We start from the raw sequence: 24059 nt of genomic DNA, 5'->3' as shown, positions 1-24059 counted from the left end.
TTCATTTTGAAAGGAGATTGGATCTATGAAAAAGTTGCGCGTTGTCATTTCGACATTGGCTATGGCAGCACTAGTAACAGGCATGGTTCCATTTACGCAGACGAGTGCTGATGCTGCGAAAAAAGCGTCACCCAAGTCACTTGCCAAAGTCGCCCTTGTCCCCCTCGATGATCGCCCGGTCAATACGTATTTTCCGCAAATGACAGCACGGGCAGGCGGGGTGGAGGCGATTATACCGGATGAAGACATACTCGGTCACTTTATGACCCCGGGCGATGGGGAAGAAATTGGCGATTGGCTGATCAAACAGGCAAGCAAAGTGGACGGCTCGGTTATCTCTGTCAGCATGCTGGCATATGGCGGGCTGGTTGCGTCCCGTACCGATCAACAGTCCTATGAAGATGCCCTGTCGAATATCGAAGCCATTAAGAGACTGAGAGACAAACATTCCAAAAAGCCGATCTACGTCTTCGATACGATTCAACGCCTGGCGGTGACGGCGACTGATCCTGAAACATTGAAATACTATGAGCAAATCAGAGAATGGGCGATTTTATACGATGAGGTGCACAACCTCGGCATGTCGGAAAAAGAGGATCGACTCGATCAGTTGGAAAGGGAGATTCCCGAGTCTGTGCTGGAAGATTACTTGAATGCCCGCGAGCGGAATCACAAGATTAACTCCCTGTTGATCGACTGGGTAGAGGATGGGACCATTGATTATTTAGTGCTGGCTCAGGATGATGCTGCTCCTCATGGTCTTCACCGAGCAGAGCGGGAGACCTTGGTCAAAAAAGCAAAGGAGCTGGATGTTGAAGAACGTGTAGCGATTTTCCCCGGAGCGGACGAAGTAGGGACCGTTTTGTTGAGCAGATTTGCCTTGAACGAACTGCGCATCCATCCAAAAGTAGCCGTCGAGTATTCGGGTATAGACGGCGATGAATGGACAGCGCCGTTTGAAGACACGACCTTTGATGTAAATGTCGAGAAGCATATCATCGCAGCAGGCGGCAAGCCCGTTCGGGATGAAGACGACGCAGATATCGTACTCATGATCAACTCGCCGAAGAAAAAAGGACAGAGCAACGCAGAGAGACGCGAAGCTCTGGATGAGTTCGTAGAAGAAATCAATGATCTTCTGGAGGAAGGAAAGCAGGTCGCCATTACAGACGTGACGATTACAAACAAAGCTGACCCTGAGCTGATCGAGCGACTACAAGAAGAGGTAAAGCTGCCTGAGCTGTTCGCATACACGGCATGGGGAACGGCAGGAAATAATATGGGAAGCGCGTTGGGACAGGCGTTGCAACGATCAGCCTTTTTGGAAAAAGGAAATCAGTTCGGTGTGCCCTTAACAGTAGATGCGGCAGAGACCCATATCAATCTGCTCTTGTCTTCGTTTGTAAATGACCATCATTACCGAAATGAAGTCATGGCAGAAGCACGAAACCTCGTAAAACAGTTAAACGGAAATGAATGGAACCTCGAAGATGACTACGACGAAGTCAATGATTTTGTGAGGGATGCACTGACACCACATGCGGAAGAATGGTACGAAAACTATTTTGCCAATCAATCGCTGATGATCGGAAAGAGAGGCAAGAATACGTTTGAAGGCGAAATCGTCGAATTAACGGATAGGAAGATCAGGCTTCCCTGGGAGCGGTTGTTTGAAGTCTTTGTCGGGCCGGAAGTGAAGATAGAAAGGGAGTAAGCTTTAGAAAAAGACGGTCTATTTTTTGATTCTGCACATATCATGTCTCTATCGCTATAAGAAGGTGACGAGGATGGAGACTCTACACTGGTTGTATGTGCAGTATGACTTGGAAATGTATGTGCGGGTAGTGGTGAGCGCGATTCTCGGTTTGTTCATCGGGTGGGATCGCTCGCACAGAAATAAGCCTGCCGGGCTGAAAACGTATATGTACGTGTCCGTAGCCTGCACGCTGATCACACTGGTTTCTATTTACAGCACAAAGCTATACAGTGCGCCTGGCAACGGAACGATGATGGACCCGATGCGCTTGGCTGCACAGATTGTCACAGGTCTTGGCTTTTTGGGAGCAGGCGTCATCTTGAAGGACGGCTTGAAAGTAAAAGGACTGACCTCCGCAGCCATGATCTTTTTCGCTGGAGGGATTGGCATAGGGATCGGAGCCGGATTTTACGGCATTGTGATATTCTCGGTCATCATTTCCTTTGTACTTGCCCGGATCAGTCAGCGTGTGGAGGATGTCCAGCACAAGCGGTTAGGAAAGTGAATCATGGAGAAGCGGTGCATTAGCATCGCTTTTTACTTTTTGCAGGAGCCGTAGTGGGAGGAAGAAGCGAATTTCCAGTCTGCGCTTCGGCCTCCGCCCTGCAAGGGGAGGTAAGACTGTCCGCTTCGGAATAAATGGCGGGAGCGCTTCAAACGTAGAAGTTTCGAGGAAGTATTTCATAAGTGAAGCTTAAATTCCCCGCCATTTATACCTACGCTAGGTTGGGCTCCAGAGGCGCTTGGACTGGAAATTCGCTTCTTCCTACGTAGCTATTCGTTCATTCGTTGAAAGAGGTTCTAAGATGTTCTATTTCAACTGAATTGGCTTTCACAAGCTTCCTTGCGTTAACTTGCAAAATGTTTTAATAACACGAAGGAATTTACTGCTGTACGAAAGCCCTGCCACATGTTTGGAAGGAGACCGCCCGAACGAAGAGAGGATATAGGCGACTGGAAAACATGTGGTAGGGCTTCTCCCGACCACAACAGTGTGGTGATCACTTGTTTTTAGATGATATTCCTCTGACAAACGCGCGGTATGCTGGAAGAGTAATAAAAATCTGGAAAGGACGCGAGCGCGATGCGAGATGAAAGATTAGGAAAAATAGCAGACAACTTAATTTCGTACAGCCTGGATGTGCAAGCTAAGCAGCATATTATGATCATGGTCGTGGATGAAGGAGAAGCGCTGGCAATGGAATTGGTGAAGCGGCTGTATGCGAAGGGAGCATATCCCCACCTGCGCTTTGTACGGCCAAAGGTCCAGCGGGAATGGTTGAAAGGGGTAACGGATGAGCAGCTTGCCCAGACCGTTCAGTGGGAAAAGGACCTGTGGTTTGGCATACAAGGCTATATCGGCATTCATGGCGAGACAAATGACAGTGAGATGAAGGATGTTCCGCAGGAAAAATACCGCTTGTACGCAGAAGCGTATGATTCTATTTTCCATTATGTCGACAATCAAATTACAGGACTGCGCATTAACTACCCAACCTCGGCCCTTGCTCAAAAGGCCAATATGACGACAGAAGCATTTGAAGATTTTTATTTCAACGTATGTTCACTCGATTATCGGAAAATGGCCGAAGCGTGCCAGCCGTTGTACGACCTCATGGACAAAACGGACAAGGTGCGCATTGTCGGACCAGGGACAGACCTGACGTTTTCGATCAAAGGAATTGGGACGCGGACAGCGGTAGGCAAACGCAATATTCCCGATGGCGAAGTGTATACCTCTCCCGTACGCGATTCGATTCACGGAACGATCAGCTACAATACGCCCAGCAACTTCAAAGGAACAACGTTTGAAAACGTCCGGTTTACTTTTCGGGAAGGAAAGATTGTCGAGGCGTACGCGAACCATACAGACAAGCTCATAGAAATATTGGACACGGATGAGGGGGCACGCTACATCGGTGAATTCGCCATTGCGTTTAACCCGTACATTTTGCACCCGATGGGCGATACTTTGTTTGATGAAAAAATCGCTGGCAGCTTCCATCTCACACCGGGTCGTGCCTATGATCAGGCGGATAACGGCAACCGCAGCGCGATTCATTGGGACCTGATTTGCATTCAGCGTCCGGAATACGGTGGCGGCGAAATCTGGTTTGACGATGTACTCATTCGAAAAGACGGAAGGTTTGTGCATGAGGCGCTGCTGGGGCTGAATCCGGAGCAATTGATTCTGTAGAGGAGGGCGATAATGCTCTCCTCCTTTATTTGAGTTTGAAAACGACTACGCCTGCGATCATGATGCCGATTCCGATGATCTTGTTCAAGGTGATCGGGACCTTCTGCACACCGAACAGGCCGAGTGAATCAATGAGCAGAGCGACGAGCAATTGAGAGATGAGCAGAATCGATACGGCATATGCAAGGCCCGATGGACGTAATACCTTTCATCACACTAAAAACGATCAGCGCCCCGAAAACGCCTCCAAGCAAATATACTTTGTTCACTTCCCTGATGCTTTTCCAATCGCCATCACGAACGTAGAGAAAGATCGAGAACGATACAAGAAAGCCTACCGCATGAACAATCGCATTGGTTTGCCACAGTCCGAGCTTTGTACTGGCTTGCGCGTTGAACCACTCATAGATGTTTCCGCTCGCAAGCTCACTGATTTTTTCTCGATTTGTGATAATCAGTGCGCTTTTTTTGTGTTCGATCACGGATGCTGCGCAAAGATTGCGGATGATCCGGTTCAAATGTCGGTAGCTAGTACCCAACAGCTCGTCTCCGATAATCGCGAGTGGATTGTTAAAGCGCAGCAACAACGATTTTCCATTAGGAAGCGTCGTGAAAGTTTTGATTTTTCCCTTCAAAATGAAGAACATATGGTGAAGCTGATCGCCCTTCGAACAGAGGATATCACCCTTCTCAGCCTGATACAGGCGCATTTCATGGAAAGTAGCGGCATCAAAAATATCGGGCAAGGGACTGTTTTGCACCAGCGTATGCAAAAGGGTGCGGTCGTGAAGTTCCTTCATGTATCAAGCCTCCTGCTCGTTTGCTTGCAGGTTATACCCTCTTTAGTAAAAGGTATTTGCGTGCGAAAAAAACGACATATGTCCTTTTTTCCATTAAACACAAAAGACGCGTAGCAGGAATATTCGGATAGATTCGAGAAGTACAACTGTCGAGATCATAGAAAAGAGAGAAACGAAGGAGTGGTTCACATGACTTTGCCTGTAGGTGAAAGAATCATTGGATTTGTAGGAACGGGTGTCATGGGGAAAAGCATGGCAAACCATTTTCTGCAAGCAGGATATACAGTGCTGGTATACACGCGGACAAAGGAAAAAGCAGCAGACTTGCTGGCAGCCGGTGCGATCTGGAAGGAACAGATCAGTGAGCTGGCAAAAGAGGCAAACGTCATCATCACGATGGTCGGCTACCCATCCGATGTTGAGGAAGTGTATCTCGGCGCGGACGGAATTGTGGCAAATGCGAAGCCAGGCACTTATTTGATCGATATGACGACTTCGAAGCCGTCGCTGGCGAAACATATTTATGAGGAAGCCAAAAAGCACGAGCTGCATTCCCTGGATGCTCCTGTCTCCGGTGGAGATGTGGGCGCACGTGAAGCGCGACTGACCATCATGGTTGGTGGCGATCAGGAAGTATTTGATGCGATGGAGCCTGTGTTTAGGATCATGGGGACAAACGTCGTGCTGCAGGGCGGTCCAGGTGCAGGTCAGCATACCAAAATGTGCAACCAGATTTGCATTGCGACGAACATGATTGGTGTATGTGAAGCGATCGCGTATGCGAAAAAAGCAGGTCTGGACCCGGAGAAAGTGCTGACGAGCATTGCAGCGGGGGCCGCAGGCAGTTGGTCGCTGTCGAATCTGGCGCCACGCATGATCGCGGGCAACTTCGCCCCTGGCTTTTACGTCAAACATTTTATCAAGGACATGGGAATCGCATTGGAAGCAGCGGAGGAAATGGGGCTGATGACACCAGGACTCGCACTCTCCAAATCGCTTTATGAAGAACTGGCAGCAAACGGCGAGGCAGATAGCGGCACGCAAGCTTTGATTAAGTGGTTTGAAGGCAAGTAAAGGCAAAAGGAGCCCTTTTCACGAGGGGCTCCTTCTCTATGTCTATCCGTCACGTGTTGACTGGTACATCTCGTACATCTTTTGGGACGGCTTTATTTTTGGTTGGGGGTTGTTCCATTTTCTTCACTTCCAAGATGTCCAGCAAGAAAACAAAGGACGGAATCCCGACAATCAGTCCCCATACTCCAAAGAAATGCTCGGAAAAGATCAGAACGACAAAGGTGTAGAAAATCGGCAAGTGAGTCTTCGTTGCCATCAAGCGAGGATTCAACACATAGGCTTCAAGCGCGTGAATCACCATGATGAAAATGAGCAAATAGACGACAGTTGCGAGACCACCGACACTGAAGGCGATGGCACTGAGCGGAATCAGTGAAATGGCGACACCTGCAACCGGGATGAGCCCCAGTATGAAGACCATGATTGCGAGTCCCAATAGATTCGGAAAGCCCATGATCCATAGACCGATGACGGTGAAGGTCGTATTAAATAAGGCGATCAACAACTGTGTTTCGATTACTTTGCCAAAGGTCAGGATAAATTTTTGGCTAAAGTAGGCGATTTCGTTGTATAACCAGGATAATTTGCTCGTGCGGAATTGAGCAGTAAACGTAACCACATTGTCTTTGCCGAGCAGGAAAAACAGGCTCAAGATAATCGCCAGAAAGACATTGAACCCAACGTTTCTGACTACTGCGAGAAAATCAAGGCTGCCTTGAACAATGCCCTTCATATCTAGCTTCCCAACAATAGACATAAGATAGGGGGCAAACTCATTGTCCTGATTTTGGTGGTACACTTGCTCGATGGAATGGAACAATTGTCCGGTTTGATGAATCAGAGCCGGAATGGCTTTCATCCCACCCACAACGAGAAAGAACGTCAACAACATATAGAGAAAAATGAGAATCAGCTTGGGATGGATCGGCGCGACTTTGTGTGTGAGACGCGTGAGGTATTGATGGAGCCGATTCATTAAATAGGTAACTAAAAAGGTCAGCAAAACCATGTTCAGCATACTTCCCAAGGAGTAAAGCAACAAACAAAACAACGCTAAAATCCCAAATCGTCTTACATCCGGCTTTTGTAAGGCGGCAGCAAAGAAATTCATGGGAACATCCTTTCCAAGTGCTCTTTTTAGCACTCCCATCCGTATACGATGATTATACTGCGTCGGTGTGAACAATTATAGCACGCTTAAAAGCGAGTGGAGGGAAAGAAAAGGTTCCAGTTGCTTGAAAAAGTGTAGCGAAACTATTTCGCACTGCGAAGCGTCAAAAGGAAGGGAATGTTTGACAAGGGAGGCTAATCACCAATGAACATAATAACAAAAACCGCGAGTCTGGTTACGGCGGTCATACTCGGGGCAAGTACATGGACTTCTTCTGTCCATGCGGCTACGTTTTCCCAGATTCAGCCGTATACAACAGACTACAAAATCGGTTTTACGGACGGTAACAAGCTGGTCACACAGGCCATTTATGATGATTTTGAACGATCATCCAAAAACATGATCGTAACAAAGGGCGGTAAAAAAGGAATTCTCGACGCGCGGACAGGGAAAGAAATAACTCCCGCGATTTGGGATTATATTGACATTCCGGAGTCTAAAAATATTGCGATTGTTCAAAAAGGCGGCTGGTTCCAATATATCGATTTGAAGACGAACAAGCTGTCGACCATGAAGTTTGCTGGGGCGCATCCGTATTATTTATCCAATGAGCAAGGGACAGCGATTATGTTCTTAGGAAAATCATCGATGGTGATCCATGTAGATGGAAAGGTGCTGATTCCGCCAGTTGCAGGCAAGCTGACGATGGTACAGCTCGTTGCTCCTGATCAGACGGAAAATAAAGAGGCGGAGAAAAAGCGTTATTTCGTCGCGACTACTCCCAAAGAGCTCATCATGTACGATCCTGCTTCCGGCAAAAAGCTGTTTGCACTGCCAAAAGCAGAATTGATTCCAAACGAAGGCGGTCCTGACACTGCATATCTCAAGGTGCGATCCGGTGGAAAAGAAGGCTTGATTGATCGCAATGGCAAGTACGTACTCGAGCCGAAATACAATGCGCTCTATATTTGGAACAATGGATACTTTCAGGTGATCGGCCCCAAGGGACAAGGGCTGTGGAAGGACGGACGGATGCTGGCAGAGCCCATTTACAAAGAAGTCGGGTTCGAGCATAACAATCCGGATGTGTACTACACGGTTTCTGGAGATGTCATCACGTATCATTCCAAGTCCAAAGGTACGTCGCATCCATTGAAAAAAGGAGCCCAGTACTTGCATGGCAGCTACGTGCTGGGACAGGACCCGAAAACAAATCTGTACGGTGTCCTCCAAGTCGGGGGAGGGACGGTCATCCCCTTTGCGTATCCGCGGGCAGAAGGTCCGCCAGCGGCGCGCTTTCTCGTCCGCAGCGATGGGAAAAAAGCGATCCTCCCAGGCTGGGGAAAAGATGTCAAGGAGCCAGATTTTTGGTTCGACTCGTATGTGACCTTGGGCAGCTACAGCATGCTTAGCATTAAGGACGGAAACAAAATCGGACTTTATTCTGAAGATGAAGGCTTGGTCCTGTCTCCTGTTGAGAATCGAATCATTCGCCACGAGGGAGTAACGGGGGAGGTGCTGGTAACAGAGCCGGATGGAAGGGTGCTGCGATACAGCATCAGTGGGAAACAAATAGAAGCTGTCAATCCCAATACGTTGTCCGATGATTTGACGAAAAAGTATGAGCCGGGAAAAGGCGGCGCGATGATTGTGGACCGCAAGACGAACCAACCAATCAGCAAGCTCTACCAATATGTCTATATGGATTCCGATACCAATCTCATCGTTGCAATGGATCACGATTGGGCGGATCTTTATACCCCTGATGGCAAGCTGTTGACTACGGAGATCAAAGTCGCGGTGTGGAAGTCAGGCAACGACGGACCGCCTCTTACCTTGATCAAAGTTGCTGATTCCGTATACACGATGGGTGTGAGAGCGGGGAATGTCGGAATGGCGATGATCAAGGTCGATGACGGGCAACTCCAGGCCGTGAGCGATTTTGTGTATCGTGATGCAAACCAAATGATAGTACAAAATCAAAAGATCGTGATGACAGCATGGTTGGACGGCACGCAGGATGTATGGGCGCAAGAAGGGAACCAGCTCGTAAGCAAGCTCACTAGCGTGAAAGGTTTTCACACGGAATCTTATTTTGATCGGGTATTGATTCAGTCAACTACAGGATGGGATGTCTATTCACCACAGTTGCTCCGCTTAAGCACGGGCGATTATCAGTCCATGAAGTATATGCACGTATATGATCTCAAGACGGGTGCCATTGCCTACCAGGACAAGAAGACGGGATTGTACGGCCTTATGTCGCTGGAAGGAAAGGTACTGACAGCGGCCAAATACGAGGCGATTTTGCCAACAAGCAAAGTATTCCCACAAGTGTGGAGCGAGGCAGACGTTCAGACGCCTTATGTATTCACAACCAAAGACCAGTTCGGTTATCTCGATCAAGGTGGGCAAGAGCAGTTTGCGACAAGATTCCTGACGAAAAAACCTGTGGTCTCCTATAGTCCGATCACGTTCCAATCGTTTACGGCCTACTCAGATACAATGCGACAACGCCCACTTGAGCTGATCGATTTCGGCAAACCGTATAGCTGGCCAGCTGGCGGCAACAGCGAGAGCCATTTTTTTGCCAACCTGGCGCTTTATTTGAATCTACCGAAGGATGCAGGTAAGCAGGCGGTACTTTCAGAATTGGTGTCCAAAGGTATCATCAAAGCCGATGAGAATCGTTCAGTCATGAGCGACGAAGATATGTTCCGAGTGGCTTATTTCATGGCGACGGGCAAAACTAGTCAAGCGATGACGACGCCACAGGTATTGGAATGGGCACAGAAGCGGGGAATTGTACCGTTTCGAGAGGGAATGAGCTACTACATGACGATGAATTTGTACGCGGAGTATCAGCACATCTTGATGACAGAGCTCATGCGTTCCCTGAAAGGAAAAAAAGTGCTCAAGCCAAAGGTGTTAACGACGACATCACTCAGTGACGCACAACAGCAAATGCTCACAACAGCACTGATCGTGAACGGCAAGCCGGCGAATCAACTGCCAGTGCCGCTCCCACAAGCCGAGTGGCAAAAAGCCATTCAAGGCTTGGTCAACCAGTACAACAAGCAAGCAGCTCAATTGCTTGCAGCCTATGAAGCGAAGCTGTGAGCAGATCAACGTAAAGGAGCGGGAGTTCCATCCTGCGCCTTTTTTGCGCTATTAAAAAAACGGCCAATATTTTACAATTAACCAATAGAAGGCAGCGTGAACGCAAGCCGTGACGGCCAAGGAGACAATGAAGGAGACAAACGAAATCTGGTCGAGCTTGTAAGCAACAAAGAAAAATATTGTAAAGGCAATAAAGGCGATAAACGTGCCTTCTTCCAAATAAGCAACTGCCATATTCATTCCACCTCGATTCAAGAAAGGATACGTACCCATGAGGATTGCTGTCGAAAAATTAAGCATACAGGATGCAGCCAGCTTGTTTCAATTTGAAGTGCGCAATCGCGCCTTTTTTGAAAAATCGGTTCCCAGTCGGGGAGATGCTTACTACCAATATGACCATTTTTTACGAGGTCTGCAAGCCTTGCTCGACGAGCAGGCGCAAGGAATCTCGTTTTTTGGCCTCATCAAAAACAGCCAAGGTGACATCTTGGGCAGAATGAATCTGGTAGACATCGAAAAAGATGAAGGAATCGGACATCTCGGCTATCGAGTCGGGGAAGATACCGCTGGAAAAGGAGTAGCTTCACAGGCACTGAAGCTCTTTTTGGAGGGGCATGCTCCCCACTTGAATGTCAGAATGATCTGTGCGAAAACAACACCGGATAACATCTCCTCGCAAAAAGTGTTGCTGAAAAATGGATTCAAACCCTATGAGATGGAGCCGGAAACAACGGATGACTTTCTCCACTATCGCTTGAGCGTTGTCTAAAGAGCTAGTGGCTGGGAGGGACGAAGGAATTAGGCAGTTACAGCCAAAAGTCCCCTGCCTGTAAAAAGGCAAGGGGACTTTTGGGCGTTACGGGGTGTTCAATAATGACTCCCACGGACGTCTCGTTCCAAGCATATCCGCGAGATGCTTGTTATCCTTCCGCCTGATTTTTCGTGCCGCCGCTCGCTCGTCAGCACCATTATGCAGGAATACTTCCTCTTCCGTCTCCGGCACGACCTTGGGTACAGGGGTAGGCCGCCCATCCTCGCCAATCGCTACAAACGTGAGAAATGATGTGGCACAGACGCATCGAACGCCCGTTAGCAAATCCTCCGCAACAATTTTGACGAAGACCTCCATCGACGTATTATGCGTCCATGTGACGAAGGCTTCGAGTGCAACCTCATTGTCCACCCGGATTGGCTGCAAAAAGTCGACGGAATCTGTGGAGGCTGTCACAACTGGCCCCCGGGCATGCTTCATGGCAGAGATAGCAGCAACATCGTCGATATGCGCCATCAGCCTGCCGCCGAACAGCGTATTGTGATTGTTCGTATCCGGGGGCAGCACATGGCTTGCTTTAAACGTGCGCGACTCCCGAACAAAACGTTGAATCGTCATACAGGTAGCTCCCTTCTTTCTTGCAATCGGATTATGAATGATGACAATCTTCTCTCCTTTCATTGTTCCACAAAAAAATGGATCTATTCCTCTTGAAAAAAGTGACACTGATGCTGTTGCCACGAATGTCATTTGCCGCTATACTTGTGGAGTAGTTTTATGGATAAAAATGTAACGGTTGTTGCTACGACCGTCTCTATATCGAATGGTATGCGCAGAAAACAGCGGAAAGGAGGGTATCCACATGAAAAAAAGATCATTACTGTCTTTGCCAAAAGGAATTGGATACTCCACCGCTGTTTTCTTTGATCTGGCTACATCACGGGAGAAGTATGTCCAAAAACGGATATAGCGACCATCCTTTGATGTAGTGGGATTCATCAGGATACAGTGGAAAAACGCCACAGGTCGCATTCCTGTGGTTTTCTTTTTAGGGCACCGCAGGATTTCCTGTGGTGTTTTTTTATTTCGAAAAAGGGAGATGGATTGTATGCAAGGAAACGGAGAGAACATTTACGTAAGACTGGTACAAGAATCGGATGCACAGAGCCTCTTGGCGCTTGAAATGAGAAACAGAGACTTCTTTCAAAACTTCACAGGGACGAGAGAAGAGACGTTTTACACGCTGGAAGGACAAATCGACAGGATCAAGAGCGCGTTGGCGTTAAAAGAAGAGGACAGAGGGTACTTTTTTGTCATTGCGAAAAAAGGACAGGATGAAATCATTGGGGAAGTGATCCTTTCGGAGGTCGTAAGGGAGAATCTGCAAAGCTGCTGGATCGGTTACTTCCTGGACAAAGAGCTTAATGGAAAAGGCTACATGACTGAAGCGGTAAAACTCGTCGTGGCTTATGCCTTCGAGACATTAGGCCTTCACCGTTTGGAAGCAGGCGTGATGCCGCATAATATAGGTTCGATCAAGGTGCTGCTAAAAGCTGGTTTCCACAAGGAAGGGATTGCCAAGAAAAACGTGAAAATCAATGGTCGGTGGGAAGATCATCAAACACTGGCGATCGTCAAGGAAGAACAAACCGACCAGGTGAAGCCCCAGGTTCAACGTAAAAATCCTGGATCAGTTGCTCCGCCTATGGGAGCCTATACACATCTGACGGTCGTTCCAAAAGGAGCCGATTTGCTCGTGCTTTCTGGGCAGGTAGGAATGGACATTCATGGAGAGTTGCCGACAGGTATGAAAGAACAAGTAGAAAACACGCTACAGAACATACTGCGCAATTTTGAAAGTGAATCAGTTAGCGCGGACCATATCATCAAAATCAATATATGGGCAACCGAGCAAATGGATTGGAAGCATTTTAATCAGGTATGGGAGAAGTTCCACGGGGGGACACCGCCAGCGATGACCATGTCTTACGTCCCGGCATTGGCAGTCCCTTCGCTCAAAGTGGAGATAGAAGCTTGGGCAGCGAAATGGTAGGGAGGAAATAGAAGGGTGAAGCTTTTCGCTTCATCCTTTTTTCTGTAACTTTTTTCTAGCAAAAACGTCAATATTTTCAGGAGATAGAATAATCGTGACGTTATTACTGTTTTGACAGCAAAAGATGTCAAAACATGAAGGAATATGGGGACGAATCGAGAAGTTCTTTCTATTAGCTGGATTTTCCAAAAATAAGAGAAAAACAGAGGGGAACGAGGAACTTGCTTTTACGAGTAAATGTCAGCTTGCTAGCTGTTTTCTTCCTGATTTTGCTGATGCCTCTGTCCATTGCGCGAGCGGCCACCCATGTAGAAGTGGCGGTCGATCAGTTAAATATTCGAAGCGAGCCAGGTACGACTACCCAGATCGTCGCAACCCTCAAAAAAGCGACGCGGTTGCCAATCACCAAACAGCAAAAAGATTGGACCCAGGTAAAGCTGCCGAACGGCAATACCGGATGGGTCAATAATAAGTATGTGAAGATGATAGAAGTTCCACAGATCAAATATGTCAAAAGCAATGTGGATATGCTGAATGTTCGGGCAGAACCAAATGCCACTGCACAAATTTTGCAGATCATCGACAAAAACGGTGTGTTTTTGCAAATGAGAAAGCAGGGGGATTGGGCACAAATTAAGCTGTCTGATCAAAAGAACGGCTGGGTGAGAGCCAATTACTTGACGGAGACAGCGGCACCACCACCACCAAAACCACCACAGGTACCAGCACAAATCCCGGATCCGACAACAATTCCAGCACCGCCCCCTCCTGTAGTCCCATCCAGTACGGGGAGTGGATTCGAACAAGGGACAATCGTATTGACGGAAGGCTATGAAGTTTATGCGCAGCCAGATATTCTTGGTACCGTCATTGGTCAAATCCATGGCGGGATGACGATCAACCATTACGGATATGCAAATGGTTGGTATACCATCAACTTCAACGGTACCTATGCCTATATTTTCAAACCTATGGAACAGACGGGGACAGTTCCATCACTGCCGAGTTCAACACCGGGGGTACCAGCGACTTTGCCAACAACACCGCCGCCCTCTGTACAAGAACTACAGGTTCGTGTCAAAAATCCTGATTCCAATATCCGCAACGGTCCCTCAACCGAACATGCCATAATTGGAAATGTTCAACCCGGACAAGTATTCCCGGTTGTGCAAACAGTAGGAGACTGGTACCTCATCAGACTGGCAGACAATTCGACCGCCTACATCGCGGGGTGGATCGTAGAGAAAATTCAACCAGCTGGTACTCTGCCACCGACAGGAGCAACGTACGAGTACAACAGTGGGATGATTGGAAACGAGAAAGTGTATATCTATCACACCCATAACCGTGAGTCTTGGCGAAATGTTGCACGGAACCAACAAGGGAGCTCGGTAGATGATCCAGAGATTAACATCACGCTTGTTGGGAAACGGCTGGGCGAGCTATTGCAAGCAAGAGGCATTTCGGCAATGGCGAGCCAGGACGATTTCGCTCAGAGATTGAGGGAACAAAATAAAAGCTACTCGATGTCTTATTCCGAGTCGTACAAGGCGGTAGCTGCAGCGGCTGCAACCAGTCCGCACTTGCAGTACATTTTCGATATTCATCGGGACAGTGATGAGCCACGCAGCAAGGTAGCGATCACGATCAATGGCAAAACCTATTCCCGGATGCTGTTTGTAATCGGAACAGCGAACCCGAACCATCTGGCGAACAAAAAGCTGGCGGAAGAGCTGAACGCCCGTCTGGAAGCCTCTTATCCCGGATTGTCGCGGGGGATTATCCTGAAAGGTTCAAATCAAGGAAACGGGGTGTACAATCAGTCCATTTCCGAGGGCGCCCTGCTTTTGGAATTCGGCGGTACGAACAACACCTTGGAAGAAGGCTATAATACAGCAGAAGCCTTTGCCGAAGTTTTCGGGAATTACCTGATCGAATCTCAAATCGCATTCAATTAAACGGTTAATAAAAGTAGCACGATTCTTATCGCCACGCGCGAGAGAATCGTGTTTTTTTCCGGGAGGATCATTTATATGGCTACGCATCAAGAACACATACAATCGACTTACGATAACAGTCGCAGTCATCTTCAAGGTGACTGTGAAAGCTGCTTTGGCTTGTGCTGTGTGGCATTGCCTTTTGCTGCTTCCTCTGACTTTGCCATCAATAAAGACGCAGGCAAGCCCTGTAGTAACTTACAGGCAGACTTCCGGTGCGGTGTTCACACAAAGCTGAGAGACATCGGCTTTCGGGGTTGTACGGTCTACGATTGCTTTGGAGCTGGTCAAAAGGTGTCTCAAGTCACTTATGGCGGCCAAGATTGGCGGAAAGAACCCGGATCAGCGAAGCAAATGTACGAAGTATTTCCGATCATGTGGCAGCTTCACGAGCTGCTCTGGTATATAACGGATGCGTTGACCAAGCAAGCTGCCGAGCCGCTCCATCCTGCATTGAAGGAAGCAATGGAGGAGACACAGTGCCTGACAGATAAAAGTCCTGAGGAAATCTTGAAGCTGGACATCGCACTTCATCGAGCAAAAGTAAATGAACTATTGCTACAGACAAGTGAATTGGTACGCAAGGACGCGGTTGCCAAGTACAAAGGGGGCAAGCAAGGAAAATCCTATGGCCGAGGAGCTGATCTCATCGGTGCCAAGCTCAAAGGCGCTGATTTACGAGGCACCCAATTACGCGGGGCTTATTTGATTGCTGCTGATCTGAGGGGAGCGGATTTGCGGGGAGCCGACCTCATTGGTGCGGATTTTCGCGATACAGATGTAAGTGGAGCGAACTTGACGGAGACGTTGTTTCTCACGCAGGTTCAGCTCAACGCGGCGAAGGGTGATGCCAGCACCAAGCTGCCACCGTTGTTTACGCGTCCGCCGCACTGGGCTAAATAAAAGAACCAAAAGCAGGGTGTCATTCGTTGACAGCCTGCTTTTTCTCAAGTTATATGGTTCCCTCCAAGATTACGAGTCTGGATTGGAATGCAACCCAACTATTTCTATTACTTCGACTACTCCTACTCTTCTCGAACCTTCCATAAAATATCCGATCACCCCAAGCTCCATTCTTTTTGTGTGGACTTCTTTACGCATCTGGGGGAAAAGAATCCACATGCGTGCAGTTCCTTCTGTAGGAACAGGGCTTGTGTTATCTAAAATGATTTCTCCGTGATCATCTTCAAATTCAGTATGGATGGCAAAGATGCCTGTTAGGCTTATGTCATCTCCCTCGTAAGAAAAATCACTTCGATAGCCTTGAAACGGTGTCACCTTTCTGCCGCCTTCATTTTCCGAGTAAAATCGATATTTTACTCGAAAATCAGCGGGATGCTTCCTTATTTCTTCATAGGGTGTCCACATGTCATTTCCTCCGTTCTTTAAAAATGGTTGTTAATACAATTCTACTTTTGCCGTATTAACTAGCGTGAGGCTCACAACCAAACAAATTGCGCAATTTGTTTATTCCATCCAGAAGGGAGGGGAAGTAATTGGAGATTGCCCAAGTGAACACAGGCATCTGCCATAAAGAAGAACACGAAAAGCAAGCGGAAAGCATGTCGACCGAAACTTTTACTCAAATTTATGGTGCGTACTATAAGCGCGTCTACAAATATATTTGCTATCGTATCAATAATCACTACACAGCGGAAGAAATATGCAGTCATGTGTTTGAAATGGTGATTTCAAAATACAGCAGCTTCTCGCCGGATAAATCAAACTTTGAGGTTTGGTTGTTTGCGATCGCCAGAAATGCAGTAACAGATTACTTTCGCTTACAGAAGAAAAGGATCAGCTTTTCATTGGATTCGATTCTGAATCTGGTCTTGCCGAAGTCGTCACCGGAGGACATTGTGATCCGCGACGATAATCATCGAGCCTTATTTCAAGCACTGGCCAAGCTGAGTGACAAGGAACGCAATATCATCGCCATGAAATATGCGGCTGGTCTTAAAAACGCGGAAATTGCAGAACTTCTTGGTGTCAGTGGTTCAAATATTGGCGTCGTTCTCTACAGATGCTTGAAAAAGCTGCAAATGGAATTGCAAAAAGGGGGCTTCCGCTATGAAGAGTGAGCATGATCTAAACGATTTTCGTGAACTCACCGACTTGCTTACTGATCTGGAATTAGATGACGCCACTCCAAAAGCCAGCATATACAATCGGCTGAAATTCAAATTGGAATCAGGAAACATACAATTACATGATAGGAAAAAGGACGGGATCTCTATGAAAACGAATAAATGGAAAGCTGTCTCAGTTAGTGCTGTTGCTGTTGTTTGCCTTTTAGGCGCATTTTCGACTACATCGTTTGCCCAAGAAATGCTCCAGACGATCTTGGCACGCTTTCAGGTCGGGAACATGGAAATTACCCAATACGATAAAGAACAGCCTGCTACTCAGTCCAATTCCCAAGTAATCGAGATACCTGTAGAACCCAAGGCCCCCCCACAGATGACATTGGAAGAAGCACGCGCAGCCAGCAAAATGGACTTTCCCGCACCGACATGGTTATCAGAGCATTATTCCTATGTGAACGCGGTCGTTCAAGGCGAGCATATGGTAGAAGTTCAGTATAAAAAAGAGAAAGAGTTTATTTCCTTGCTGATTTCAAACGGTGGTGAAAACGGCATCAGCACGACAGAGGGTGTCAAGATCGAAACCATTGGCGGGAAAAAGGTGTATTTCGCCAACGGGATCGTGATTTGGGAGCATGAAGGATTCACGTACGAGTTGTACCAGATGGCAGAGAAGAGATTCGATGCTGCGACTATCGGCAACATCATCGAATCCTTGTCAACGAAATCCGTCAAAAAATAAGCAGTTGTCACTTAACCACGTACCCAGGCACACCGACTTCGATTTTTCGAGGTCGGGGATCATCTGGGTATTCCACTCAAGATGGGCCTTGTAACGGGGCCCATTTTTGTATGTGCCGTCACAGAGTGTTAAAAATCATGTAACGAATCGGACACCCTCTAGGGTCAAAAGTCCTGCTACAATTACACATGACCGGAAATATACAGGGTAAAACCAAAAACTCTCTCACGAAGGTGAATGCGAAAAGGGGGTTACAGGAGAGAGAATTGTTTGTGAATTCTTTCACATATATTTGTGATATTTTTCACAAAGTCGTAATAAATGCGGATTTCCCCACTGGTATAATTCCGGTACATAAAGGCCAAAACGCGAATAGAAAGGGATCTTGTACATGGATATAGTGGATTTGGGACGACTTCAATTTGCGATAACAACGATCTTTCATTTTGTTTTTGTGCCGATTTCCATCGGGCTGTCCTTATTAGTAGCCATTATGGAAACGATGTATGTGGTAAAAAAGAATGACTTGTACAAAAAAATGGCCAAGTTTTGGGGAACCTTTTTGCTCATAAATTTTGCTGTCGGGATTGTGACAGGGATTATGCAGGAGTTCCAATTTGGGATGAACTGGTCAGATTTCTCACGATTCGTCGGCGACGTATTTGGAACACCGCTAGCGATTGAGGCTCTCTTGGCATTCTTCCTCGAATCGACTTTTATTGGACTATGGGTATTCGGTTGGGATCGCTTGTCCAAAGGTGTGCATCTCGCATGTATTTGGCTCGTATCCATTGGAACGATTCTTTCGGCTCTTTGGATTCTTGCAGCCAACTCGTTCATGCAGCAGCCAGTCGGCTTCGCAATCAATAACGGACGAGCAGAGATGGTCGATTTCTTCGCTCTTCTTACCAATGGACAATTACTATATGAATTCCCGCATACCGTATTTGCGGCATTTGCGACAGGAGCCTTTCTGGTAGCAGGTATCAGTGCTTGGAAGCTATTGAAAAAACAAGACGTTACATTCTTTGCGCAATCTTTCAAAATTGCGATCGTGGTAGCATTGATTTCCTCGCTTGCGATTGCTCAATTCGGTCATGGTCAGGCACAATATTTGGTTGCTACCCAACCGATGAAAATGGCAGCGAGCGAAGGGCTGTGGGAAACAAGCGCGGACCCGGCTCCTTGGACGGTTTTTGCAACGATTGATCCAGAAAAACAAGAAAACGGCTTTGAAATAAAAATTCCATATTTGCTTAGTGTTCTGACGTACAACTCACTTTCAGGTTCTGTCCCGGGCATGTTGGAGTTGCAGGCGGAGTATGAGAAAACTTACGGTCCAGGAAACTATATTCCCCCTGTTCGGACGACCTTCTGGAGCTTCCGCATCATGGTAGCGGGCGGTAGTGCCATGATTTTGCTGGCTTTGTACGGGGCATATCTCGCTTTGCGCAAAAAGCTGGAACAGCCAAACAAGCGGTTCATGCAGTTGATGGTTGCGGGTATCTCGTTGCCATTCATCGCAAACTCGGCTGGGTGGATCATGACGGAGGTAGGTCGTCAGCCATGGACGGTATTCGGGCTGTTGCGTGTTGAAGATTCGGTTTCCCCAAGCGTTAGCACAGGAGCGGTATGGTTCTCTCTCATCGCCTTCACGACGATTTATCTTATCCTGCTGTGCCTCTTGGCTTATCTGTTTGCTCGTGTGGCCAAAAAAGGGCCGGAATTGGATAGTCATGAGGAAGTAGAGAATGTACAGCTTCAAGATCCATTTGATCGTGTAAGGAGTGAACGTTATGGGGCTTAATGAACTGTGGTTCCTGCTCATTGCCGTTCTGTTTACCGGATTTTTCTTTCTCGAAGGCTTCGACTTTGGTGTCGGCATGGCGACGCGCCTGCTCTCACGAAATGATTTGCAAACCCGGGTTCTGATCAATACGATTGGCCCGTTCTGGGATGCCAATGAAGTGTGGCTGATTACAGCCGCTGGTGCGATGTTCGCAGCGTTCCCAGAGTGGTATTCCACGATGTTTAGCGGCTATTATCTTGTGCTTACGCTAATTCTGCTTGCGTTGATTGGGCGAGGGGTAGCATTTGAATTTAGAGGCAAAGGGAAAGGCGAGGCTTGGAAAAAGACGTGGGACGCAGCGATTCTGATTGGAAGCTTTGTACCGCCGATGTTGTTTGGAATGGTGTTTGCCAGCCTGGTGAAGGGTGTGCCGATTGATCAAAATATGGAAATGACTGCGGGCTTCTCTGATATTGTGAATGGATACTCGTTGTGGGCAGGTGTGACAGTCACGGGATTATGCTTGCTGCACGGTCTGAACTTTATCTCGCTGCGCACAGTAGGCGAGCTGCGTGAAAAATCACGTGTACTGGCAGCAAAGTTGTTGCCTGTGCAAGCGGTTCTCATGGCAGTGCTTGTAGGGTGGACATTCATGGTAACCGATCTGTTTGAACGTCAGGGTGTATTGTTGACAGCAGCCACACTCTTAGGTGTTATCGCCTTTGTACTGGCTCGTCACTACCTGAGACAAGGCAGGGAAGGTTGGGCTTTCGGGATGACAGGCGCGATGATCCTGTTGACATTCGTCTCGATGTTTATCGGTTTGTTCCCACGGGTGATGGTCAGCACGATTGATAGCGCGTTTGATTTGACCCTTTATAATGCAGCTTCGAGTCCATACACGTTAAAAGCAATGACCATTGTTGCAGCAGTGCTTTTACCGTTCGTGCTAGCCTATCAGGCTTGGAGCTACTTCGTTTTCCACAAACGAGTCACTGAAAAGGATCATTTGGAGTATTAATGGACAAGGAATTGTTCCGATTACAAGGAATCCGACCGGTTATGCTGCTGCTAGCCGGTCTTTCCCTCCTGCAAAGTGCGGCGATTATCGGTCAGGCAGTGTTTTTGGAGAAGTCGATCTCGATCTTGTTTGAAGGTCAAGCGGTTCATATGGCGTATCAGTCGCTTGCCCTGTTTTTGGTCATGATAGCCGCTCGTCATACCATCGTTTGGCTGCAAAAGAAAATCGCTGGTCGTTTTGCTGAAGCCTCCAGTGAGTCTTTGCAAGGGCGAGTTTTATCCCGATTGTTCGAGCGTGGTCCACGTTTTGCAGCCAGTGAAGGAAGCGGAAAGCTTGTTACGCTTGTCTTGGAAGGTGTAGATCGTGTACGTACCTACCTGGAGTTGTCTGTTCCGCGTACGCTGGATATGGTTTTTGTTACGTTTCCGCTTCTGGCATTTGTCTACACGCAAGATGTTATTTCTGGACTGATCCTGACGGTGACGATGCCTGTTCTCATCGGATTTTTTATCGTTCTCGGTCTGGCGGCGCGTAAACAGGCAGACAAGCAATGGCGTTCGTATCGAATGCTGTCCCATCATTTCACCGATTCACTTCGCGGGATTGCGACGCTCCGGTTTTTGGGACGCAGCAAAGACCATGGGGAGACTGTAGGAAGAGTGAGCGATCAATATCGATCCGCTACGATGCGCACGTTGCGCGTGGCCTTCTTGTCTTCTTTGGCACTCGACTTCTTTAGCATGCTGTCTGTCGCGTTTGTGGCGGTTGGTCTTGGATTGCGGCTGATTGAAGGGAGCTTTGGCTTTGAAACGGCATTGGTCATCCTGATTCTTGCACCGGAGTACTTTTTGCCAGTACGGATGCTTGGATCGGATTACCACGCCTCATTGGATGGAAAGGAAGCGCTGGGGACGATTCGTTCCATTATCGATCATGCCGCCACTGATGATCATAAGGCGGAACCACAAGCATCAGATAGTCAGACGTCTCTGAAAGATGTATGGAATGGAACGATTACCTTGTCCGATATTCGGGTCGTCGGTGAGGATGGCAGACAGGTACTGGGTGAGATATCTGCGGAACTGGGCAGCAACATGAGAAGAGTGGGCATTGTAGGGGCGAGCGGGGCAGGAAAATCAACCCTTCTCGGAGTGCTAGGCGGTTTTTCTGATCCCGAAGCTGGCGTGATACACGTAGATGGGCAACCCATTACGGGGGATGCGAAGCGGGAGTGGCAGCGGCAAATCGCTTACATTCCGCAGCATCCGTATTTATTCAATCAATCGTTGGCGGATAACATTCGTTTCTATGAACCGGAAGCGACCCAGGAACAGGTGGAGCAGGTGATTCGTGATGTCGGTCTGGGAGAGCTGGTGGACAGCTTGCCAAATGGCTGTGACGAAATCATTGGCGAAGGGGGGCGCACGTTAAGCGGCGGACAAGCACAGCGGGTTGCGTTGGGACGTGCGCTGCTTGGCAATCGACCAGTGATTTTGCTCGACGAGCCGACCGCTCACTTGGATATTGAAACGGAATGGGAGCTCAAACAGACCATGTTGTCGGTGTTGGGGGACAGGCGCGTATTTTTTGCCACGCATCGTTTGCATTGGATGCGAGACATGGATTGGATTTGGGTAATCGATCAGGGTCGACTGGTAGAAGCGGGCACCTTTGAACAGCTCGTTGCACAAAAAAGCGTATTTTATCGGTTGTTGACAGCTGGTGCCAAGGGGGAGAAAGGATGAAGGAAGCGCGAGAAGGCAATCAGGGGTGGTTTTTTCCATACTTTCGCCAGTTTTTCTGGCAGTTTGCCGCAGCGGCTTTGCTGGGAACCTTGGCAGTGGCATGTGCGGGTGCTCTGCTGTATACGTCCGGGTATCTAATTTCTCGCTCCGCACTCAAGCCCGAAAACGTCTTAATGGTCTATGTTCCCATCGTACTTGTCCGGGCTTTTGGCTTTAGCAAAGCAGTCATTCAGTACCTGGAGCGTCTGGTCGGACACGATGCAGCTTTGCGTGTGTTATCGCGTATGCGTGTGCGATTGTACCAGGCCATCGAACCGCAAGCGCAGCTTCTCCGCACTCGTTTTCGTACGGGAGATTTGCTTGGTGTACTGGCGGATGACATCGAGCAACTACAGAATGTTTATCTGCGCTTTGTGCTGCCAGCCGTCTCGGCGGTCCTCCTCTACGGGGCAGGTATTGTGGCATTGGGGAGAATGGACGGGATGTTCGCGCTCTTGATGGCGTTGTACTGTGGTTTTCTGCTGTTTGTTGCACCGGCAGTAGTCTTGTGGTCATCCATTGCCAAGAGTCGTCGGTTCAAGCAGGAGAGACAGGCCGCATACCGAGAGCTGACTGATGCTGTTTTTGGCATGAGTGACTGGATTCTCAGTGGTCGTACGCAGGAGTTTCTCCAGTCGTTTACAAGACGGCAAATGACAGCTTCCCAGATCGAAAACGCCATTCGCCGCGGAGAATGGCGAATACAGTGGATGTCGCAGTGTGCAATCGGTGGAGCCATAGTCTTACTGGTCATCTGGGCAGGCGGACTTGCCGCTGCGAATCAGATTCCTGTTACGTTGATTGCTGCGATTGGGCTGGTCGCATTTCCTTTGATGGATGCGTTTGCCCGTATTTCTGACGCAGTTGTGCGAATGCCAGAATACAAGGAGTCTCTGGGACGGCTTCGGGAGATCGAGAGCGGTCGTCCATCCATAGTGGAAGTCCAGCAGGAAAAGGTGCCTGATCAAGCTGGGGGCAGGTTGAAGCTCGATCATGTTCATTTTCGTTATCCGCAAGCCAGCAGTTGGAGTGTGCAGGACGTGTCTTTTGAGGTGGCTCAAGGGGGCAAAATGGCGTTGCTCGGTCGCAGCGGAGCTGGCAAATCGACGATACTGAACTTGATTCGAGGTGCCATACAGCCGGAGGCAGGTCAGGTGACCATAAATGGGCAGCCTGTCCAGTCAGAGGAGGCTTCTGCTGGTTTGTTTTCCGTATTGAATCAGCAGCCGTATTTATTTGACACAACGGTAGCCAATAACATCAGGCTTGGTCGACCCGATGCGTCCGATGAAGAAGTGCATGCTGTAACCACTCAAGTCGGTCTGGATCAGCTGATTGAATCACTACCGGATGGTTATCAAACCCGGATGCAGGAAACCGGTTTACGCTTCTCTGGCGGAGAAAGGCAGCGCATAGCTCTAGCCCGGATTTTGCTGCAAAACAAGCCGATTGTTCTCCTTGACGAGCCGACGGTGGGATTAGATCCGTTGACTGAACGCGATCTGATGGCAACGATCTTCCGTGTCTTGCACGGGAAAACCTTGATTTGGGTGACTCACCACTTGAGCGGTGTAGAGCAAATGGACGAGGTCATTTTTATGGAACAGGGAGTCATCTCGATGCGAGGGACACATGAGCAGTTGTATCAGGACAGTCCAAGGTATCGCAACCTGTATACCTTGGACTGTCCATTGGCGTCCGTGTTGGAAAAATAAGAAGAGGAAGAGAGGCTGTTCCGGAGAAGGACAGCCTTTTTCGC

19 protein-coding genes and 2 pseudogenes are annotated in these 24059 nt (G+C 48.3%); 15 read left to right on the top strand and 6 right to left on the bottom strand.

The window, feature by feature from the left end:
• Positions 1 to 25: 25 nt before the first annotated feature.
• From HP567_RS25735 to HP567_RS25725, 3 genes are all read left to right on the top strand, one after another.
• Positions 26 to 1714: a DUF4127 family protein gene (locus HP567_RS25735; protein ID WP_173610200.1), complete on the top strand. Its 1689-nt coding sequence runs from the start codon at positions 26 to 28 to the stop codon at positions 1712 to 1714.
• Positions 1715 to 1787: 73 nt separating this feature from the next.
• Positions 1788 to 2261 (top strand): MgtC/SapB family protein, encoded by a 474-nt coding sequence (locus HP567_RS25730; protein WP_173610201.1) that lies wholly within the window; start codon positions 1788 to 1790, stop codon positions 2259 to 2261.
• A gap of 579 nt (positions 2262 to 2840) precedes the next feature.
• On the top strand, positions 2841 to 3953 hold the full coding sequence (locus HP567_RS25725) for an aminopeptidase (protein WP_173610202.1): 1113 nt from the start codon (positions 2841 to 2843) through the stop codon (positions 3951 to 3953).
• 25 nt (positions 3954 to 3978) lie between these two features.
• Here the strand turns inward: HP567_RS25725 and HP567_RS30070 are convergent.
• A pseudogene (locus HP567_RS30070) lies at positions 3979 to 4408 on the bottom strand (DMT family transporter).
• Positions 4409 to 4537: 129 nt separating this feature from the next.
• Positions 4538 to 4600 (bottom strand): annotated as a pseudogene (locus tag HP567_RS30065) (hypothetical protein); the annotation flags it as partial.
• Between the two features lie 342 nt (positions 4601 to 4942).
• On the opposite strand from HP567_RS30065, the gene HP567_RS25715 reads away from it, so the two are divergent.
• Entirely contained in the window at positions 4943 to 5827 is an 885-nt protein-coding gene (locus HP567_RS25715) for an NAD(P)-dependent oxidoreductase (RefSeq protein ID WP_173610203.1), read from the top strand.
• A 49-nt stretch (positions 5828 to 5876) separates the two neighbouring features.
• On the opposite strand, the gene HP567_RS25710 is transcribed toward HP567_RS25715, so the two are convergent.
• Positions 5877 to 6938 (bottom strand): AI-2E family transporter, encoded by a 1062-nt coding sequence (locus tag HP567_RS25710; RefSeq protein WP_173610204.1) that lies wholly within the window; start codon positions 6936 to 6938, stop codon positions 5877 to 5879.
• 204 nt (positions 6939 to 7142) lie between these two features.
• Between HP567_RS25710 and HP567_RS25705 the strand changes: the two genes are divergently transcribed.
• Entirely contained in the window at positions 7143 to 10058 is a 2916-nt protein-coding gene (locus HP567_RS25705) for a WG repeat-containing protein (RefSeq protein ID WP_173610205.1), read from the top strand.
• A 51-nt stretch (positions 10059 to 10109) separates the two neighbouring features.
• On the opposite strand, the gene HP567_RS25700 is transcribed toward HP567_RS25705, so the two are convergent.
• Positions 10110 to 10292, bottom strand: a complete 183-nt coding sequence (locus HP567_RS25700) for a hypothetical protein (RefSeq protein WP_047074121.1) — start codon at positions 10290 to 10292, stop codon at positions 10110 to 10112.
• A 37-nt stretch (positions 10293 to 10329) separates the two neighbouring features.
• On the opposite strand from HP567_RS25700, the gene HP567_RS25695 reads away from it, so the two are divergent.
• Positions 10330 to 10827, top strand: a complete 498-nt coding sequence (locus HP567_RS25695; RefSeq protein ID WP_173610206.1) for a GNAT family N-acetyltransferase — start codon at positions 10330 to 10332, stop codon at positions 10825 to 10827.
• A gap of 87 nt (positions 10828 to 10914) precedes the next feature.
• Here the strand turns inward: HP567_RS25695 and HP567_RS25690 are convergent, their stop codons facing one another.
• Positions 10915 to 11448 (bottom strand): acyl-CoA thioesterase, encoded by a 534-nt coding sequence (locus tag HP567_RS25690; RefSeq protein ID WP_173610207.1) that lies wholly within the window; start codon positions 11446 to 11448, stop codon positions 10915 to 10917.
• 490 nt (positions 11449 to 11938) lie between these two features.
• Here HP567_RS25690 and HP567_RS25685 point away from each other — a divergent pair, with 490 nt between their 5' ends.
• The 3 genes from HP567_RS25685 to HP567_RS25675 all read left to right on the top strand — a co-directional run bounded on the left by HP567_RS25685 (position 11939) and on the right by HP567_RS25675 (position 15783).
• On the top strand, positions 11939 to 12883 hold the full coding sequence (locus HP567_RS25685; RefSeq protein WP_173610208.1) for a GNAT family N-acetyltransferase: 945 nt from the start codon (positions 11939 to 11941) through the stop codon (positions 12881 to 12883).
• Between the two features lie 221 nt (positions 12884 to 13104).
• On the top strand, positions 13105 to 14841 hold the full coding sequence (gene spoIIP / locus HP567_RS25680; protein ID WP_173610209.1) for a stage II sporulation protein P: 1737 nt from the start codon (positions 13105 to 13107) through the stop codon (positions 14839 to 14841).
• A gap of 75 nt (positions 14842 to 14916) precedes the next feature.
• Positions 14917 to 15783 (top strand): pentapeptide repeat-containing protein, encoded by an 867-nt coding sequence (locus HP567_RS25675; protein ID WP_173610210.1) that lies wholly within the window; start codon positions 14917 to 14919, stop codon positions 15781 to 15783.
• Between the two features lie 69 nt (positions 15784 to 15852).
• Here HP567_RS25675 and HP567_RS25670 read toward each other — a convergent pair whose 3' ends face one another.
• Positions 15853 to 16248, bottom strand: a complete 396-nt coding sequence (locus tag HP567_RS25670) for a hypothetical protein (protein ID WP_173610211.1) — start codon at positions 16246 to 16248, stop codon at positions 15853 to 15855.
• A 128-nt stretch (positions 16249 to 16376) separates the two neighbouring features.
• Here HP567_RS25670 and HP567_RS25665 point away from each other — a divergent pair, with 128 nt between their 5' ends.
• From HP567_RS25665 to cydC, 6 genes are all read left to right on the top strand, one after another.
• Entirely contained in the window at positions 16377 to 16961 is a 585-nt protein-coding gene (locus tag HP567_RS25665; protein ID WP_173610212.1) for a sigma-70 family RNA polymerase sigma factor, read from the top strand.
• Positions 16951 to 17706, top strand: a complete 756-nt coding sequence (locus HP567_RS25660) for a hypothetical protein (RefSeq protein ID WP_173610213.1) — start codon at positions 16951 to 16953, stop codon at positions 17704 to 17706. The genes HP567_RS25665 and HP567_RS25660 overlap by 11 nt, the downstream gene beginning before the upstream one ends.
• A gap of 391 nt (positions 17707 to 18097) precedes the next feature.
• Entirely contained in the window at positions 18098 to 19513 is a 1416-nt protein-coding gene (locus HP567_RS25655) for a cytochrome ubiquinol oxidase subunit I (protein WP_173610214.1), read from the top strand.
• Positions 19503 to 20516: a cytochrome d ubiquinol oxidase subunit II gene (gene cydB / locus HP567_RS25650; protein WP_173610215.1), complete on the top strand. Its 1014-nt coding sequence runs from the start codon at positions 19503 to 19505 to the stop codon at positions 20514 to 20516. Before HP567_RS25655 ends, cydB begins: the two co-directional genes overlap by 11 nt.
• Positions 20516 to 22261: a thiol reductant ABC exporter subunit CydD gene (cydD, locus tag HP567_RS25645; RefSeq protein ID WP_173610216.1), complete on the top strand. Its 1746-nt coding sequence runs from the start codon at positions 20516 to 20518 to the stop codon at positions 22259 to 22261. The genes cydB and cydD overlap by 1 nt, the downstream gene beginning before the upstream one ends.
• Positions 22258 to 24015 (top strand): thiol reductant ABC exporter subunit CydC, encoded by a 1758-nt coding sequence (gene cydC / locus HP567_RS25640; RefSeq protein WP_173610217.1) that lies wholly within the window; start codon positions 22258 to 22260, stop codon positions 24013 to 24015. The genes cydD and cydC overlap by 4 nt, the downstream gene beginning before the upstream one ends.
• Positions 24016 to 24059: the final 44 nt, after the last annotated feature.

It is taken from the genome of Brevibacillus sp. M2.1A (assembly GCF_013284355.2).
Taxonomy (GTDB): domain Bacteria; phylum Bacillota; class Bacilli; order Brevibacillales; family Brevibacillaceae; genus Brevibacillus.
The sequence above is the reverse complement of the archived record's forward strand: the minus strand, read 5'-3'. Positions and strand labels throughout refer to the sequence as shown.

Bases quoted from the DNA above. Each gene is read 5' to 3' on its own strand.
- cydC (WP_173610217.1), top strand. From the start codon at position 22,258: ATGAAGGAAGCGCGAGAAGGCAATCAGGGGTGGTTTTTTCCATACTTT.
- HP567_RS25695 (WP_173610206.1), top strand. From the start codon at position 10,330: ATGAGGATTGCTGTCGAAAAATTAAGCATACAGGATGCAGCCAGCTTG.
- HP567_RS25655 (WP_173610214.1), top strand. From the start codon at position 18,098: ATGGATATAGTGGATTTGGGACGACTTCAATTTGCGATAACAACGATC.
- HP567_RS25700 (WP_047074121.1), bottom strand. From the start codon at position 10,292: ATGGCAGTTGCTTATTTGGAAGAAGGCACGTTTATCGCCTTTATTGCC.
- HP567_RS25685 (WP_173610208.1), top strand. From the start codon at position 11,939: ATGCAAGGAAACGGAGAGAACATTTACGTAAGACTGGTACAAGAATCG.
- cydB (WP_173610215.1), top strand. From the start codon at position 19,503: ATGGGGCTTAATGAACTGTGGTTCCTGCTCATTGCCGTTCTGTTTACC.
- HP567_RS25735 (WP_173610200.1), top strand. From the start codon at position 26: ATGAAAAAGTTGCGCGTTGTCATTTCGACATTGGCTATGGCAGCACTA.
- HP567_RS25715 (WP_173610203.1), top strand. From the start codon at position 4,943: ATGACTTTGCCTGTAGGTGAAAGAATCATTGGATTTGTAGGAACGGGT.
- HP567_RS25725 (WP_173610202.1), top strand. From the start codon at position 2,841: ATGCGAGATGAAAGATTAGGAAAAATAGCAGACAACTTAATTTCGTAC.
- HP567_RS25660 (WP_173610213.1), top strand. From the start codon at position 16,951: ATGAAGAGTGAGCATGATCTAAACGATTTTCGTGAACTCACCGACTTG.
- cydD (WP_173610216.1), top strand. From the start codon at position 20,516: ATGGACAAGGAATTGTTCCGATTACAAGGAATCCGACCGGTTATGCTG.
- HP567_RS25730 (WP_173610201.1), top strand. From the start codon at position 1,788: ATGGAGACTCTACACTGGTTGTATGTGCAGTATGACTTGGAAATGTAT.
- HP567_RS25690 (WP_173610207.1), bottom strand. From the start codon at position 11,448: ATGACGATTCAACGTTTTGTTCGGGAGTCGCGCACGTTTAAAGCAAGC.
- HP567_RS25705 (WP_173610205.1), top strand. From the start codon at position 7,143: ATGAACATAATAACAAAAACCGCGAGTCTGGTTACGGCGGTCATACTC.
- HP567_RS25675 (WP_173610210.1), top strand. From the start codon at position 14,917: ATGGCTACGCATCAAGAACACATACAATCGACTTACGATAACAGTCGC.
- HP567_RS25710 (WP_173610204.1), bottom strand. From the start codon at position 6,938: ATGAATTTCTTTGCTGCCGCCTTACAAAAGCCGGATGTAAGACGATTT.
- HP567_RS25670 (WP_173610211.1), bottom strand. From the start codon at position 16,248: ATGTGGACACCCTATGAAGAAATAAGGAAGCATCCCGCTGATTTTCGA.